The 17,906-nt window shown below is 32.5% G+C and carries 16 protein-coding genes; 5 read left to right on the top strand and 11 right to left on the bottom strand.

The window, feature by feature from the left end:
* The first annotated feature begins 121 nt into the window (after positions 1-121).
* Together BMY18_RS17915 and BMY18_RS17920 are read left to right on the top strand one after the other, a co-directional pair.
* On the top strand, positions 122-835 hold the full coding sequence (locus BMY18_RS17915; RefSeq protein ID WP_092456997.1) for an ABC transporter ATP-binding protein: 714 nt from the start codon (positions 122-124) through the stop codon (positions 833-835).
* A complete protein-coding gene (locus tag BMY18_RS17920; RefSeq protein WP_092457000.1) occupies positions 828-2,420 on the top strand; it encodes an ABC transporter permease in 1,593 nt (530 codons plus the stop codon). Before BMY18_RS17915 ends, BMY18_RS17920 begins: the two co-directional genes overlap by 8 nt.
* A gap of 77 nt (positions 2,421-2,497) precedes the next feature.
* On the opposite strand, the gene BMY18_RS17925 is transcribed toward BMY18_RS17920, so the two are convergent.
* From BMY18_RS17925 to BMY18_RS17945, 5 genes are all read right to left on the bottom strand, one after another.
* The gene (locus tag BMY18_RS17925) at positions 2,498-3,847 is read right to left on the bottom strand and encodes an NCS2 family permease (RefSeq protein ID WP_092457003.1); all 1,350 of its coding nucleotides are present in this window, start codon (positions 3,845-3,847) and stop codon (positions 2,498-2,500) included.
* Between the two features lie 214 nt (positions 3,848-4,061).
* A complete protein-coding gene (locus BMY18_RS17930; protein WP_092457006.1) occupies positions 4,062-5,546 on the bottom strand; it encodes a PH domain-containing protein in 1,485 nt (494 codons plus the stop codon).
* Positions 5,547-5,565: 19 nt separating this feature from the next.
* Positions 5,566-6,045 (bottom strand): PH domain-containing protein, encoded by a 480-nt coding sequence (locus BMY18_RS17935; protein ID WP_092457010.1) that lies wholly within the window; start codon positions 6,043-6,045, stop codon positions 5,566-5,568.
* A gap of 53 nt (positions 6,046-6,098) precedes the next feature.
* Positions 6,099-7,598 carry a 4Fe-4S dicluster domain-containing protein gene (locus BMY18_RS17940; RefSeq protein WP_092457013.1) on the bottom strand — a complete coding sequence of 500 codons (1,500 nt, stop codon included), beginning with the start codon at positions 7,596-7,598 and terminating at the stop codon, positions 6,099-6,101.
* Positions 7,599-7,803: 205 nt separating this feature from the next.
* Positions 7,804-8,187, bottom strand: a complete 384-nt coding sequence (locus tag BMY18_RS17945) for a desulfoferrodoxin family protein (RefSeq protein WP_092457016.1) — start codon at positions 8,185-8,187, stop codon at positions 7,804-7,806.
* Between the two features lie 284 nt (positions 8,188-8,471).
* Between BMY18_RS17945 and BMY18_RS17950 the strand changes: the two genes are divergently transcribed.
* Positions 8,472-9,344, top strand: coding sequence for a LysR family transcriptional regulator (locus tag BMY18_RS17950; RefSeq protein WP_092457018.1), 873 nt, complete (start codon positions 8,472-8,474; stop codon positions 9,342-9,344).
* 8 nt (positions 9,345-9,352) lie between these two features.
* Here the strand turns inward: BMY18_RS17950 and BMY18_RS17955 are convergent, their stop codons facing one another.
* The 4 genes from BMY18_RS17955 to BMY18_RS17970 form a co-directional block, all read right to left on the bottom strand.
* A complete protein-coding gene (locus BMY18_RS17955) occupies positions 9,353-11,107 on the bottom strand; it encodes a GGDEF domain-containing protein (RefSeq protein ID WP_092457021.1) in 1,755 nt (584 codons plus the stop codon).
* Between the two features lie 186 nt (positions 11,108-11,293).
* Positions 11,294-11,752, bottom strand: coding sequence for a universal stress protein (locus BMY18_RS17960; RefSeq protein ID WP_092457022.1), 459 nt, complete (start codon positions 11,750-11,752; stop codon positions 11,294-11,296).
* Positions 11,749-13,026: an MFS transporter gene (locus tag BMY18_RS17965; RefSeq protein ID WP_092457025.1), complete on the bottom strand. Its 1,278-nt coding sequence runs from the start codon at positions 13,024-13,026 to the stop codon at positions 11,749-11,751. Before BMY18_RS17965 ends, BMY18_RS17960 begins: the two co-directional genes overlap by 4 nt.
* An 81-nt stretch (positions 13,027-13,107) precedes the next feature.
* The gene (locus BMY18_RS17970; protein ID WP_092457028.1) at positions 13,108-13,902 is read right to left on the bottom strand and encodes a zinc dependent phospholipase C family protein; all 795 of its coding nucleotides are present in this window, start codon (positions 13,900-13,902) and stop codon (positions 13,108-13,110) included.
* A 297-nt stretch (positions 13,903-14,199) separates the two neighbouring features.
* On the opposite strand from BMY18_RS17970, the gene BMY18_RS17975 reads away from it, so the two are divergent.
* Entirely contained in the window at positions 14,200-14,430 is a 231-nt protein-coding gene (locus tag BMY18_RS17975; protein ID WP_242941067.1) for an HPr family phosphocarrier protein, read from the top strand.
* Positions 14,431-14,750: 320 nt separating this feature from the next.
* Here the strand turns inward: BMY18_RS17975 and BMY18_RS17980 are convergent, their stop codons facing one another.
* A complete protein-coding gene (locus BMY18_RS17980; RefSeq protein WP_092457031.1) occupies positions 14,751-15,758 on the bottom strand; it encodes an aldo/keto reductase in 1,008 nt (335 codons plus the stop codon).
* A 48-nt stretch (positions 15,759-15,806) separates the two neighbouring features.
* Entirely contained in the window at positions 15,807-16,922 is a 1,116-nt protein-coding gene (locus BMY18_RS17985) for a cation diffusion facilitator family transporter (protein WP_092457034.1), read from the bottom strand.
* Positions 16,923-17,338: 416 nt separating this feature from the next.
* Here BMY18_RS17985 and BMY18_RS17990 point away from each other — a divergent pair, with 416 nt between their 5' ends.
* Positions 17,339-17,875, top strand: a complete 537-nt coding sequence (locus tag BMY18_RS17990) for a hypothetical protein (RefSeq protein WP_092457037.1) — start codon at positions 17,339-17,341, stop codon at positions 17,873-17,875.
* The last annotated feature ends 31 nt before the right edge of the window (positions 17,876-17,906 follow it).

Here is a 17,906-nt window from a genome sequence, read left to right on the forward strand (position 1 = left end):
ATTTGTCAAGCGTTTTCGATAAAAAAGTGGGTGATTTTTAAAATATAGGAGTTGAAACCCTTATAGAATAAGGGCTGGAGATTCCGAGAAGTTATATATATTAAATGGAGGATGGCTAGATATGTTATCAATAAAAAATTTAACAAAAACTTACAAAGGTGGAAAAGTTGCTGTTTCAGACTTGAGTCTAGAAATAGAATCCGGTGATATATACGGATTCATTGGGCCTAATGGAGCAGGTAAAACGACTACCATTAAGGCAGTTGTCGGTATTATGGATTTTGATTATGGTGAAATAACTATTGATGGGCATTCTGTTAAGAAAGAACCTATCTTATGTAAATCTATTACAGCATATATACCTGATAATCCAGATTTATATGACCATTTAACTGGCATACAATATCTAAATTTTATTGGAGATATATTTAAAGTAGAGAAAAAATTAAGACAAGAACGTATCAGAAAGTATTCAGATGATTTTGAAATCACCAGTAACCTAGGAGATTTAATTTCTTCGTATTCACATGGCATGAAACAGAAGTTGGCTCTTATTTCATCACTTATTCATATGCCAAAACTTCTAGTACTAGACGAACCTTTCGTGGGTCTCGACCCGAAGGCATCTATTATTCTTAAGAATATAATGCATGATTTGTGCAAAAATGGAAGTGCAATTTTTTTCTCCACTCATGTACTTGATGTTGCAGAAAAGCTTTGCACTAAAATAGCTATTATCAAAAATGGTAAATTAATTGCTACTGGAAAGACAGAGGATATAACAAAAGACAGTTCACTTGAAGAAGTATTTATGGAGGTATCTGAACATGCTTAAAAATTGCATAAAATTATTTTACATACAATTACTTCATCTTTATAACCTCAATGAACTTAGATATACGAAGGATAAGAAAAAGAAAACCAATGCTATTTTATTATTATGTTGTTTTATAATCATAGGTATCGGCCTAGTCGCATATGTTGGTGCTCTCGCGTATTCAATTTGTTTAGTCGGTATGACTGATCTGGTTCCTGCTTATATTCTTGCAGTAACAAGCGTAGTTACTATGCTTTTTACTATATTTAAGGCTAGCTCAATCATGTTTGGTGCAAAGGATTATGAACAATTGATCACATTACCCTTAAAGGCAAGCACCATTGTTATAAGTCGCTTTTTGACAATGTATATAAGTAATCTAATCTTTGCAGTTATTACCATATTACCAAGTGCTATTATTTATTCGACTTTTACATCCGTTAGTGTAAATTTTTTTCTAATGATCATGATTAGTATATTATTCATTCCTTTAATACCAATGACTATAGCCACAACTTTTGGAGTAATAATTACTGCCATCTCTTCTAGAATGAAACACAAAACTCTCTTTACTGTAGTTATTTCATTAATTGCCACCTTCGGTGCGCTCTTACTTTCCATGGGTGCTAGTAATGTTGATCAGGTTGTGATTTCTGACATATCTGTGACTATGACTAAACAAATAAATAAAATATATCCAATTTCACCTTTATATACATCCGCAATTGTACACGGTAATATATTAGCCTTCTTGGAATTTATCGCATTCTCTGTTGTTTTATTTGTGATTTTTGTAGCAATTGTTTCATGGAAATACGTTAGCATCAACAGTGCTCTAACATCACATGTTACTAAAAGCAACTACGTTTTAACAGAATTTAAGACTGATTCCCCTCTTAAAGCTCTTTATAAAAAGGAAGTAAGGAGATACCTATCCTCGGCATTATATATTATGAATACCGGAATAGGATATATATTGATGATAGTGATGTCAGCTTCAATTTTATTTATTAATCCTGATAAATTAGAAATCACATTGCACATTCCAGGTCTTAAAAATATATTAATTACTATTGCACCACTTATTATAAGCACAATGGCCTGCATCATGTCTACAACCGTTTCTTCTATTTCATTAGAAGGAAAGCAATGGTGGATAGTTACATCCCTCCCCGTGGATACAAAAAAAGTATTTGATAGTAAAATTTTAGTGAATCTCACTCTAGCTATCCCTTCTACACTGCTTTCATCCACTTTATTGGCATTTGCACTTCCTTTTGATATCTTTCGCTGCCTACTCTTATATATAACACCAATTATATATGTCTTATATGTATCGGTGCTTGGTATTACCATTAATGCCAATATGCCGTCATTTAATTGGGATAATGAAGCTTATGTAATAAAACAAAGTGGAGCCACCTTAATTGCTATGTTAATAGGAATGCTAAGTTTTGCAATCCCTATCATTTTAGTTTTCTGGTTTAAATCAGTATCAGCCAATATAATCACTCTGGTAATGACAATTATTATATTTGTAATAACTGATTTGCTCTACGCTAAAAACAATACTATGAATTTGAAAATGATTCAAGAAAATTAATAGTATATCAAATACATATCATATAGTCTAAAAAAAGGAATGCCATAAAGGCATTCCTTTTTAATATTGACTGATTATTAAACTGCAAAATATGCTTGTGCAATAAAGTTTAATATAAATGCGATTGTACAAACCCATAAAATTGGAGTAATCTCTTTTGCTTCTTTCTTACAAACCTTTACGATACAGTAGAATATGAATCCTGCACCAATACCATAAGAAATACTATAACATAATGCCATGAATACGCCTGCAAAGAATGCTGGAATAGCTTCTGCTAAATCATCCCATTCAATTTCTTTAAATGATGACATCATCATAACACCAACGATTACAAGTACTGGGGCTGTAGCTGCCATAGGAATAGCACTTACAAAAGATGCAAAAAATGCACTAAGTGCAAAACAGATTGCAACAACAACACTCGTTAATCCAGTACGTCCGCCTGCTGCAATACCAGCTGCGCTTTCAACGTATGTAGTTGTATTCGATGTACCCAAAATAGCTCCGATTGAAGTAGCTGTTGCATCTGCAAATAAAGCCTTGTCCATCTTTGATTTAAATCCAGAACTTTTTTCCATAGTTTTTTCATCTTCTTCACTAAAGATACCTGAACGACGTCCAGTTCCAATAAATGTACCAATTGTATCAAATGTATCTGATAAACTAAAGGCGAAAATAGTAGTTAATACAATAATGATTTTTGAAGAATCAGCAAATAATGAGCCTAAACCTGCACTTGTAAAAATTACGCCGAATGTTGATGGAAGCGCTTTGCAAGCATCTAAAAAGTTGATAGGATCTTTCACTGGAGAAACACCCAAAGGAATGCTGATCAGTGTAGCAACTGCGATACTAATCAAAATTGCACCTTTTACTTTTAATATTAATAGAATAACAACTAAAACAAGTCCAATCAAAAATACAAAAATTGGTTTTGTATTTAAATAAGCAAGACTTGGAACTGCACCTAATTTAACGATTCCGCCATCTACTAAACCAATGTAAGCAATAAAGATACCAATACCACCACTAATGGCATGCTGAAGGCTACGTGGAATTGCTTTGATAATATACTTACGGATTTTAGTTACAGTAATTAGAATGTTAAATAAACCACAGATAAATACCATAGATAATGCTTGTTGCCATGTGAATCCGAATCCAAAACATACAGTGTATACAAAAAATGCATTCAAGCCCATACCAGGCGCTTGTGCATAAGGAACATTAGCAACAAGTCCCATAACCAATGTACCAATTACTGCAGATATGATGGTTGCCAAAAATACTGCTCCCCATTGCATCCCTGTTTGACTAAGTATAGTTGGGTTGACCGCAATTATGTACGCCATTGCAAAAAACGTTGTTAAACCGGCAATAATCTCGGTAGATACATTTGTACCATTTTCCTTTAGTTTAAACATGATTTTAAAAACCTCCTATTTATATTTTATCCGTTTTTCCGGATATATACGAATTTAATATATGGAACTTACTAATATTTTTGACTATATTAGGTTGTCCACCTTTTGAATTATACACGAAACTTCATAAAATTTCCATAAAAACTTAATATAATTAATTGATAATAATTATAAACAAATTTTATGTATTAATATATATATTACACGTTATTATTTAAAGAATCAAAACACGATTGACTTCCTCGAATTGTTTATATGCAACATTTTTTGCTTTGATGTTTGACACGCGCATCGGTGCAAGAAATCCAAGTTTAATCGTTGTAAAACCTCTCTTCTTTTTCCATGTGTTTGTACTTTGGGATACGCTCTCAATTTGATTCGTTTTTATAAATGTCATCTTTTTTGCTAAAATTCCGCTACAAATAGAAACCACTTTTGTATTGGCATAGATTCCAGAATTTAAATACTCCAAAAATACACTAATTATTGTGATTATTAATAAGGCAACACACGCACCAATCACTTCAAATATATAAGCACTCGTACTTATATGGAGTATCGTACTTTCTATACTTATGCCTACTATAATTCCAATCACAAAGAACAATCTTGTGCAGTAGAAAAAATATCTGAGCGATTTTTTTTCAGCTTTATGATAATTGCGTTCAAAACTCATATCCGGTAAAATCTCATTTAATATATGATTCACTTGATTTAATTTTGCGATAGGGTAAAGAATTGACAGTTCCTTATTATTACCTTCACTGCTATCGCCGTATCCAATAATAAATACTTCAACTGTACAATATCCAAAGACCCGCATCAATATAGATTGCTTAATTGTAACGCCACTTATTTTTTCTTTTTTCAAAGTATAGCTTTTCTTCGTAAAAAGTCCAAACTCTACAATCAACGCGTCCTTTCTATTCTTTACTGTATAATTAAAATAACGAAAGACAGTTACAATTGCGGAGGATATGGCTCCAAGGATATACACCACTAGTACAAGTATTGCAATGCCTTCTGCTGGTGAAAACATGGACATTACCTTTTCAATCAATGCAGATGGATCTACTTCCTCAAATAAAATCGAAAAGATATAGGTACCACCACCAAATACTGCAGAAAATGTAGTAATGATATATAATAATTTCGACTGCAAAACACCTAACAAAATAAAATCAGTAGCTGTGCATGTAATCACTGGTTGTAAAACTTCATCCTTCTGATTTATTATCTCTTCTTGCTCTTTTAAATCTCCTTTTGATTCCAATAACCCTTTGACAAAGAACGCTTCTTCTTTTTTTAACGCCAAAACAACTTCTGCCTGCTTTGCCGTATCATTTGTCTGACTTGAATTATCTGCCTTTATTTTATATACCTGAAATATCTGAAATAATAGATTCTGAGACAAATCTACCGTAGTCATTGCTTTCAATGGAATCTCCATCGTCTTTTTCACAAAAAGGCCAGAATTTATTATCATTTTTTCGTCATCAATACTGTACTTTGTAAATAAATATTTCACAAGTACTGCAATCGGATTAATAAAAACCAATACTACGAATTGCATATTTTCAAACACAATTTCAGGGCCTTTCCAAATTGTTACCAGTAGCAAAAGCAACACCAGCCCAAAGTCTTTTACAAAATGCTCAAATATTAGAAGAATATTTCCCCTTGTTGGTCCAAATTTCATAATTCGCTTTCTCCCATTCTTATTCCTTATTCAGACGTTCCATTACGCTTGATTTGAGACTTTCTGATATGACAGTTGCAGTGTTTTCTAGTAATCCTTCTATATCAAAGCTTCCACTTGCGAGAAATATTTTCACAGAAGATAAACCTAGTTTACGATAAATTGGACCTCTTGATATGGTAATATGTTGTACACGAATAATTGGTATTACTGTTGTTGTTACGAAAAATATTCCATGGCGAATTTCTACCTTATCTTCCGTTATTGCATAACGCCATTGTTTATATTCAATGATTGGATATATAACAATTCCTATCAACTTATATATTAATAGTAATCCAGTTGCTATATATATATAGTTCTTATATTTATTATCTAGGCCTACATTATTCATAATTAAAAGACCCACCACTACTATGATCAATAAAAATATAAAACTTATACCCCTCCTTATTCTCCATGATAAAATAGCATTCTTATCTAATTTTTCATAATTCATATATTACTGTCTCCCTCTCATATTCATTTGCATTTGTTGTTCATCTGTTCCTATTATAATTCATTTTCATCAATTAATAAATCATTATCTAAAGGACATTGCTTCGCTGAACTTTTCTTATAATTATTGATTGCATTTGTAGCTGTTGTTACCGGCTGCATTGTTCCTGCACCACCTACGCAACCACCAGGGCATCCCATTCCCTCGAGTAGATAACCATTATACTTTCCGGCTTTCGCAAGCATCAACATTTTTCTACAATCGGCTAATCCTTGCGCCGCGACTGTTTTTACTTCTATTTCCGGATTTGTTATCTTAATGCAGTCTACAACAGCCTGCGCAACACCACCACTTGTAGCAAATCCACGGCCTGATGCGCTCGCACCTGTCAATGGGCTTTCCTCTTTGATTTTTTTTAAATCAATCTCTTTCGCTTCAAACATTCCCATTATTTCTTCAAAAGTAAGAACGAAATCAATATCACTTCGAACTGATTTACGACTAGCTTCCAGTTTTTTTGCACAACAAGGACCAATAAATACCACTTTACAATCAGGATGTTCCTTCTTAATTAAACGTCCTGTCAATACCATCGGTGTTAGTGTCATTGAGATATAAGATTCAAACTCAGGGAAAAACTTTTTCGCCATAACTGACCATGAAGGACAACAAGAAGTTCCCATAAATGGTTGCTCTGCCGGAACTTTTTCCAAAAAATCTTTGGCTTCTTCAATCGTACACAAATCAGCGCCAGTGGCAACCTCAATTACATCTTCAAACCCTAATAACTTCATTGCTGCTTTTAATTTTGCAGGAGTTATATTTTTTCCAAACTGACTCACAAACGCAGGTGCAACTGCGGCATATACTTTTTCCCCACCTTTAATTGCATGGATTAGTTGAAAGATCTGTCCTTTGTCAGAAATAGCACCAAATGGACAATTTACAATGCACATCCCACATGATACACATTTATCATAATCGATTTCTGCACGTCCAAACTCATCTGAACTAATTGCATCTACACCACATGCTTTTGCACAAGGACGTTCCATTTTTAAAATCGCACTATACTGACATGCATTTCTGCATTTTCCACACTTAATACATTTTTCTTGGTCAATAAATGATTTACCATGAATAATACTAACAGCTCCTTTGGGGCAAACTTCCACGCAAGGATGAGCCAAGCAACCTTGACAACCGTCACTAACAACGAATTTATCAGGACATGCATTGCAGGCGAATTTGATTATGTTAACCAATGGTGCATCGTAATATTTTTCAGAAATCGCGCTTTTATTGATTCCTTGAGAAATGGGTGAATTTTCGCTAATTGTACGCAAAGGAAGTCCAATTGACAAGCGTAAACGTTCCCCTACAATTGCTCTTTCCAAAAAAATGCTTTCACGGTATGAAGCTAATTCACCCGGTATTATTTTAAAAGGTAGTTCTTCAATTCTCGAAAAATCTCCGCCTTCATATGCAAGTCGAGCCACCTCAGTAAATACTTTTCGACGAATATCAGTTACAGATGTATGAATGCCTCTCATTTTATTCCTCCTTTTAGTTAAGTACCAATATATCAGTACTATTATAATTTATATATCTATTATGGATAATAATTTACTGTCTATTTCACTTTAAACAAAATATCTATCAATTACTTCAACATTAAAGTCCTCTAAGCAAGAAATATGCTTAGAGGACCAAAGATTACTTACACTTATTAAATTGTTCCATTATCGTCAAATTATATTAAATTTTTGTTTTCCATAAGCCATGTAAGTTACAATATTCATAAACTGCAATTACTGTATCTGAGCTTAATTCAAATACTGCTTCCGGTTTTTCTCCAGGTGTTAAATACTTCATCTGAAATCCTTTTTCAGTTTCTAAATAAATCCATTGGATAAAATGTTCTGGTAACATTGGATGTTCTACACTACCTACAACTACTGATACTGTATTACCATTAATTGTTACAACCGGAAGATGCTTCTCAGTTGATGCTTCAACTGCATTAGGAATAATTTCAGACATGAGATCTCCACAACATGTAAGTGGTGCCCCTGATTCTTTAATAAACGTAACTACATTTCCACAATGTTTGCAAATATAAAATTTAGGTTCTTTTTTCATTGTCATATCCTCCTTATAGTTATGTAATAAAATAATTTTTATCACATGCTTAGTTTAACACTAATATTGATTTTATTCAATCAATTCGAAAATTTAAACTGAATTCATTATAGTACGTGAATTATAGTACTTGCAATTTCATAAGTAAAATTCTATTATGTAATTATATATATAACCTTTTAGTTATGTATATATGATTTCCAGGTAGGTTAAGCAGTTAAATCAACCAAATTGAGAAATATAAAATATAAATAAAAATAAGAACATATAATGAGGAGGGCACTATGACTTTAAGACACATGAAAATATTTGTATCTGTATGTAAAGAAAACAGCATTACCTTAGCCGCAAGAAAGCTATATATTTCACAGCCAGCTGTAAGTAATGCCATTAAAGAACTTGAAGACTATTATAACATTCCACTTTTTGACCGGATATCAAAGAAACTATATTTAACAGAAGCTGGTAAACATGTTTACAATTATGCTCTTCACATTAATGCTCTCTTCGAAGAATTAGAAGCAACCATTAAAAATTCAGATTCTATGGGGACAATTAAGATTGGTGCTAGTATTACCATTGGCACTCATTTTATTCCAGATTACATCATGCGCTTTTCATTGAAATACCCTGACATTACGACATTTGTAACCATAGACAGTTCAGATATTATTGAACAGATGGTTTTAGATAATCAATTAGACTTTGCACTTATTGAAGGCGTTATTCACTCAGATAATATTATTTCGAAGGAGTTTATAAAAGATGAGCTGATTGTGATTTGTGATTTAGAAAATCCTCTTCTAAAAAAAGAGACTGTGTCTATTAATGATTTATCTACACAGGCTTTTCTTATGAGGGAAAGAAATAGTGGGACGCGTGAACTTGCAGAATCCATACTACTATTGCATAACATTTCACTTAACCCAATATGGGAAAGTTCTAGTAGCGAAGCGATCATTCATGGTGTTTCAAAAGGAATTGGTATTTCTATTCTTCCACAACAGATTGTACAGGAAGCAATAACGCGAAATCAAGTCAAAAAATTAAGTGTAAATGGTCTTGAATTTAACCGCCAGTACCATATTATCTATCACAAAAACAAATACCTGACAGGTGCAGCATTAGCGTTCATAAAATTATGCTGCACGTCATAACTGTTTTGTTATGCACAAAATATAACATTACCCTTTGTTTGTTTACATCTTTTTTTAACATTCGCTAGATCTTTGGAGAACTCATCTAATTTTTCATAATTTTTATATTTATTCGTAACTGCTGCAATTGATAACGTAGCCATTGGGAAGGTTTCTTCGGATCCATTTCTGTTTTTTGATTGAATATAGCCCCTATCTAAATCTGATTTCGTATATAATATATTGATTTTATCTTGAAACTTATCAATAATAGATTGGCATAGTTCTTCTACATCCCAGTAGTCCGTGATTATAACGAAATCATCTCCACCTATGTGCCCTATGAATTCTTCTTTCAAGCAACATTCCTTCATGCAATCTGCTGTGGTATTAATCATCAGGTCTCCATTTGTAAAGCCATATGCGTCATTATATGCTTTGAAATTATCCAAGTCCAAATATATGAATCCAAAATTCTTGCTTGAATTTATACAACTATTTATCAATTCTTCTATAGCCGTATTTCCAGGAAGTTTCGTCAATGGATTCGCCTCAACAGCTCTACTGACCTGAATAGAAATAGCGGTTTCAAGAAGATCTTTAACGGTGACGATTCCAATGTAGCAATCGTTTTGAGTAACAACAACAGAGTCATATAGACTATTGATTGGACGCGCCAACGCCATTTTCGACACTTTTTCAATCGAAGTCATAGCATCTACTACTAAAGAATCTTTATCTACTAACTCTTTTGCTGTTTTTCTAGCAAAAAGGCTGTATCCAAAGCGTCCACTGAATTTTTCCAAGAATTTTGTTTTTGATAATATTCCTAAAACTCTTTTTTCACTATCAATAACACAAATTTCTGAGATTTCAGGACTACATTCAATATATTCAAACAATGCAAATCCTAGCGTATCTGGTGGTGTAACGTACTTCGGTGTACAAATAGAACCTACATTTCCAAAAAATGATGGCTTATATAGATATTTATTAGATTCTAATTTCATACTTTTAATTAGTTCCTTTATTTCGTAAGAAATATCTATTATTGTTGCGTTTGGCATTCCTAGATAGTAGCCTTGTCCATAAGTGACACCTAATTCAATTAGTGTTTGTAATTCTTCTTTTGTTTCAATTCCTTCTGCAATTAATTTAATATTTGCATTTTCACAGAATAAAACAAAGCTTTCTACCAAAGTTCTTTTCGTATCATCTTTATTAATATCCCTTACAATTGCCATATCAATTTTTAAATAGTTTGTTGAAAGTGCACAAACTCTTCGAAGGCCTGCATACCCACTTCCAAAATCGTCAATTGCAATTTGATAATCCTGACTTTTGTAATGCTGAACAGTTTTTTCGAAGGCTTCCGCATCTCCTATCGAACTTCGCTCAGTTATTTCAAAAACAATATCTTTCGGCGTCAAGCCATACATTTTCAAGTATTTGACTGTAATTCCATTTCTAAATTTCTCATCTCGAATCACCTTAGGATCAACATTGATGAATAATTTTTTCCACTCAGGTTTCTCAACTGCATTTTGTAACGTTTTTATTCTACATAACTCTTCTAATTCCCATACTTTATTTAGTTTTTCAGAAATCAAGAACATTTCTTCTGTATTAAATTCACAGCCTACCAAATCAATTCTGCTTAAACCTTCATACCCATATATTTCTCCATCCTCAAGTGAAACAATCGGTTGATATACTGGACTAATTCTCTTTTCTTTTAATATTGTCAAAAATTGCTCTTGTGCTTTTTTGGAAACTGTTATCATGTTTGCTCCGATCTAAACTTCGAATGTAATTTGCGTTATTATGTAGCCTTTTAAAATACAAGTTCTTATGATTTTATCTCTTACATGTAAATTCTATAATACAGAATATGTAAATAAAAAGTAAAATAAAAAGTAAAATAAAAGTAACACCACATTGAATATTCACTCTTCAATGTGGTGCTACTTTTACTGTGAAACCACTAATACTGGACATGGAGATTTTGAAAGTACTTTATTAATGGCTAAGCAAGAAAATAACCACTTAAACTTTGACATCCCTCTATTGTCCATTACAATCAAGTCAAAATTTTCTTTTTCAGCTGCTTCTAAAATCTTCGTGACAAGCTTTCCAATTAATACTTCTTTCTCGATATCGATATCATATATCCTTAAGCTTTCAACTATTTCATTTAACATGTACATAGCTCTTACCTCAAGGCTTTCTGTTATTTCATTTTTTCCTGATATGATAGAGCCATCTACTTGATGCCATCTTTTACTATATCTTTTTTGGTTCGTTATATCATGTGGATCAATTACCATAATCAGTTTAATTGAATAATCATATTCCTTTGCTATTTTTATTGATTTTTTCACTGTGTTGATTGATCTAGACGAACCATCGACTGGGACTAGTAATTTCATAGATATTCCTCCGTTGGAGATAGGGTAAAATCCCCTTCTTTACGCTTCCTGTACTGCATTTGGAAAACAAAATATCCAATCACAAACATAACAGATATAACTACAATACCTGCCTTAGAGCTGTCGAATATCTGTGTTGAAATTCCCATTAAAGTCGTTCCAACAAATGAAGCGCCCTTACCAAAGATATCAAATATTCCAAAGTACTCACTTGCTTTATCTTTCGGAATTAATTTTGCAAAATAAGATCTTGATAATGCCTGAATCGCACCCTGAAAAACTGCAACTAATACAGCAAGCATCCAAAATTTCCATGCGGTGTCAAGTTGAAGTGCAAAAACTGCTATGAAAAAATATGCTGCAATACAAATCTTAATCAGCTTATCTGCCTCAATTTTTCGAGAAAGCCGTCCAAATATAATAGCGCAAGGAAATGCCACAATTTGTGTCAACAATAGTGCAAACAACATGCTATTATCCGTAATTCCTACGTCTTTTCCATATGATGTTGCCATTTCAATAATCGTATAGACACCATCTATATAGAAGAAAAATGCAATTAGAAAGATTAATACTTTTCTGTTATTCTTAAGTTCGCCCCATATTTTTTGCAACCTACGAAAGCTATCCTTTAGAGGAGTTTTTGATTTCTCCACATAATAGTTCTGCTTGTAATTTCTAAGAAGCGGTATGGTTACTACCAACCACCATATTGCATTTAAAAGAAATGCTAAAGTCATTGCTACTGAAGTACTGATACCAATTTTAGTTGAAAACATTACTAGCAAAAGACTAACTATAAATGGAATACAACTTCCAATATATCCCCATGCATAGCCTTGCGAAGATACATTATCCATCCGATCATTCGTTGAAATATCAATTAGCATTGAATCATAAAAAATCAAGCTCGCAGAAAATCCAACTTTCGCAATTACAAAAACAACAAGAAATACGATCCAAATCTTAGGGATGGATAGACTTGCACATCCGATAACGCCCATCATCATAAAGAATGTAAATAACGGCTTTTTAAAACCTTTATTATCGGCCACTGTTCCTAAAAACGGTCCAAGTAATGCAACTATTATTGTAGATATTGAAATTGCGTAACTATAAAATGCGGTTGAATCTGATGCTGATATCCCACCTTTTGTAGCCATATTTTTAAAATAAATCGGGATAATTGTTGATACCAGTAATACAAATGCTGAATTTCCAATATCATACATAATCCAGTGTTTTTCCTCTTTGGTAAGTCTACTTTCTTTCATATACACATTCTCCAATCTGGTAAGCGAATGTAATTCGCATTATTTAGCACCACTTTAAATCAGGGACATACGATCAATGAGTTACTCGAAATTTCTTTCAAATCGTTTATTCAATTTCACACTTGTATTATTAAAATTACCAAAATATTCTTTTATAAGTAGTGCCGTTGGTAAAACAGCATTTGTAAAACGAGTATGTAATTCTTGGCAGCTATCCATACATTCTGGATTGGGACTATAATTTACCATAAGACCATGCATTTCTTCATAATTCCCTGTCTTTTTCATAAATTTTACGATGATTTTTCGTTTCAATTTTCCAGGAGCAACTAGCAAATTATTAAACCGTTTCATGGACCTCAAAGCCTTTAATACATCTTTTCCTGATATATCATCGTAAAAACTTGATATACATTTTGCAATTTGTCTGTTGGCAATAATATGGTTGGTCAACTTGGATTTGATAGGATTTTTGCCGTCTAGAACTAATAGATATCGATCAAACTCGACTTCAATTTCTGCGTGTGACACTCCGCTCGACTGAATCTTTTCACCTATGTATTTATGACACTCGCTATCTAGCATGTAATGGCAGATAAAGCCTAATATGTAAGCCTTTTTCCCATCATCGCTATAGGAATTACCAATGATATAGTTAGATTTTTCGAAAAATTCACTTGCGATTTTTTCGTGCATACCATATCCGACCTTATTTATTGAATTGCTCTGCAATGGTTTGTAATAAAACAAAATATCTGGGCCGTGCAATCCAATCAAATACAGCTCCTTATTTTGATTAATCATATTTTTTACATTATCTCCAAGATTTTTGTACACTTCTTTACCAAATAAATAGTGTGCGTATGTTGATGGCATATTTCACTCTCCCTTCTAATTGTTCTATGCCTATTATAAATTTTCTATGTAAAATTTACGGGTATAATCGTGTTAAATATTGGTAAAAGTTTATACGACAATATCTATTGGTTATCGATTCGTTATCGATTCGTTATCGATTCGTTATCGATTCGTTATCGATTCGCTATCTATCGGTTATGAAAATGGTGTTTACAAGAAGTTTACATAATGTTTACCGTTTGACGATTACATCTTTTACATTGTAATGTTAAAGTTAAAAGGTATTAAACAAAAAAAAATAGGGAGGTGAAGTAGATGCATGTAGATTTAAATTCTATTAAAAAGATTAACGATTTTGTGAATATCGTATCTAAATATGATGACAATATTGATTTAGTATCCGGTAGATATGTCGTAAATGCAAAATCAATTCTAGGAGTTTTTAGTTTAGATTTATCAAAACCACTTAAAGTGGAATTTTACGGAAGTAAAAGTGAAGAACAAATCAAGCAAATGCTTAGTAAATTTGAAGCTGTTTCATGTTAGCTCAAGTTTACTTTTTTTAGTTACACACTTGTAGACACGTTTGCATTACATACTTAAATATTGTGATAAATCGTATATAAATACAATCGTTACTTCTATATCATTCTTGTTTTGATTTCTCTTCATATTGTAGATTTCACTCAACTGCAAATCGGATTCATTTCCTACTTTCGTTAAAAGATACAGTTTCCATTATTGTTATGATTCTCTATTTTAGAACGCAATAAAGGGCCGATTAATGCATCGGCCCTTTTTGCGAAACTTATATTTAATATTTAAACTCTTTTTCATTATAAGAATTCTTTTAGAGTATTGTAATCTTAAATTAAATTTTGATAATCAATCCAATTTTTCTTCAATAGCTCTGGCGTATCTAATCCATATGGACAATGATTTTTACAATTGTTACAATGGATACAATCCTCAATCTTTTTCATCTTTACTTGCCACTCTTCACTCAGGTACACCGAAGCGGGGGCTCTCCTGATCATCAAAGACATTCTTGCTGCTGTAGGAATTTCGATATTTGCAGGACATGGTAAACAATAGCCACAACCTCTGCAAAATTCCCCACCCAATTCCTCTTTATCATGTGCAATGATAGCCAACAATTCTTCATTTAGAATAGGGGGATTTTCTATATAAGAAATAAATTCATCAAGCTCCATCTCTTTTTGTACACCCCAGATTGGAACTACATTATCGAATTGTGCCAAATACGCATATGCCACAGATGCATTTGTAATTAACCCACCTGATAAGGCTTTCATTGCAATAAATCCAATACCATTTTCTTCACACTTTTTTACAAGACCGATTTCAGCCTCTGTTGCCAAATAGCTAAATGGAAATTGGATTGTTTCGTACAAATGAGATTCTGCTGCCTCCAATGCAACATGAAGTCTATGATTCGTAATTCCTATATGGCGAATCATCCCTTTTTCCTTTGCTTCAAGCATTGCTTCATACAACCCTGTACCATCTCCTGGTTTTGGGCAAAAGCTTGGATTATGAAACTGAAAAATATCCAGATAGTCCGTTTTTAACATTTTTAGCGATGTATGTAATTGCTCCCAAAATTCCTGCGTATTTGAGCACATTGTTTTAGATGCGATATAGATTTCATCACGTACATCACTTAAAGCATAACCTATCTTTTCTTCACTATCTGTATAAAATCTTGCAGTATCAAAGAAATTAATACCGCTATCATATGCTTTTCTTAACAAGAGCTTTGCCTCTTCCATACTAATTCGTTGAATTGGAAGTGCACCAAATCCATTTTTATTTACAATAATTCCTGTCTTACCTAATGTTACTCGTGTCATATTCATATTCCTTTCTTATAAGCTATCCAAAATACTTTTCTGATAATATCAATCACTAAAATCTGTATCATATCTAATCAAAAAAGTGTAGTCAGAATATTTTTTTTGTAATTCTTTTTCTATATCAACAGACTTCTCTTCCTCTTTATCTGCTGAAAGATCTATCACTACATCAAAAGTGATAAGTTTTCTATCTTCCGCTATATACAATGCATGTATCTCTAAAAATTTATTATATGACATCACAATTTTTTTTATGTCATCAGCTATTGCAAGGGTCTTTTCGTCGGAATTTACAATATAAATACCAACCGTTAAAAATATACCATATTTCTCCATAATATAAGTTTGAATTCTTCTGGTTAAAATATATATCTGTTTTGCCGAAGTATTTTCATCTACTTCTATGTGTATGGATCCAATCATATTAACCGGGCCGTAACTATTTAATATCAAGTCATAAGCCCCTTTAATACCATCATAATTTCTAATATCTTCCTTAATGGATTTTGTCAATGTGCCATCCGGCCTCTGACCTAGTATTTCATTAAAAGACTCTATCACCATTTCAATTCCTGCTTTTATTATAACCATTGCAATAATCAAGCCGATATATCCATCTAATGTCACTTTCCAAATAATTGATATAATAATAGAAAGCAGCGTTGTAATCGAAATCAGAGCATCAAAAGATGCATCCGCTCCAGATGCCAGTAATGCCTTTGAATTTACCCTTTCTCCCACTTTTTTAAAATAATTTCCAAGAATAAATTTTGCAATTACTGCAACCACAACAATAATCATTGTTATTGAGGAATAACTAACTTTTTGGAAGTCAAAGATTCTCTTCCACGAAGAAATAAACGAGCTAATTCCTGCCGTTAGAACAATAACTGCTACGCTTATAGCGGTTATATATTCTATACGCCCATAACCATAAGGGTGTTTTTTATTTGCTGGCTTTGATGCGAGTTTTGTTCCAATTATTGTGAGCACAGACGATAAAGCATCACTCAAATTATTAACTGCATCCAATAAGATGGCAACTGAATTTGAAGCAATTCCAATAACGGCTTTAAATATTGTGAGTAGTATATTGGTACCTACACCTATAAAGCTAGTTTTTATAATTTGTTTTTCACGTTGTGACATTATTTGATTCATATATGCTATCCTCCGCCATTGTTTTCTGTTCCATCTTCATCAAAAACACCAACAAATATATTTATTATAATACTTCATTAAAAGCTAAAAATCAAACTGCATTTTGGTTACAAATGTTGCATCTCGTTTACAAAACAGGCATTTCGGATACAAAAGTTGCATTTTGTTTACAAATATTTCGTTGTCAGTTACAAAGATGGCTTTTCAATTTACAAAGTGGCACCTCGTGTTACATGTGAGTAGAGAAAGATTAATATTAATAGTAAAAGAGTAATATTTAATGTTTATCGTTAAATATATGTTGACAATCATAAAATCATATGATATCTTATGGATATAGAAATGAACCCCGGGAAACATAATGAGTTAAAAAAAGTAACTGTAAATCACGCTAAAGTCAAAGGAGACTATTTATTATGAACACATCAAACACAATCACACAAAAGATCAAGTCCATGAGTAAAGCCCTATCTATTATTTTAAAATTTGCACGCATTTTTTGTTATATCGGTATTGGTATTTCAGTTTGTGGACTGATCTACGTATTATTTTTCGGAAATATAGATCTTCTCATTCTAAAAGGCGATGTTATTTTACGCAGTCCGTTTACCGATGCTAGCTTTAAGGATATGGATTTTAAACAGTTGATAGTCACCAGTGTCATTGGAATAATCGGAATGGCTTTAATGGCCAATTTATTTTTACAAGCGCAAAATATTTTCAAAGATATAAGTAAAGATGGTTCACCGTTTGAAATGAAACATGTAAAGAGAATTAAACGTGTCGCAATTTTGTATTTGATTATATCATTACTTGATTCTGAAACTTCTGCACTTTCAATATCAATTAGTTTTAATATGGTTGGAATAGTAGGCGCATTGATGTTCTACTGTATTGCACTTGTTTTTGAATATGGATGTGCATTACAGCAAGAGTCTGATGAGATACTATAAGAACGAGTAATATAAGAACCAGCAATATAAG

The sequence above is a fragment of the [Clostridium] fimetarium genome (assembly GCF_900111235.1).
GTDB classification, from domain to species: Bacteria; Bacillota; Clostridia; order Lachnospirales; family Lachnospiraceae; genus Clostridium_N; species Clostridium_N fimetarium.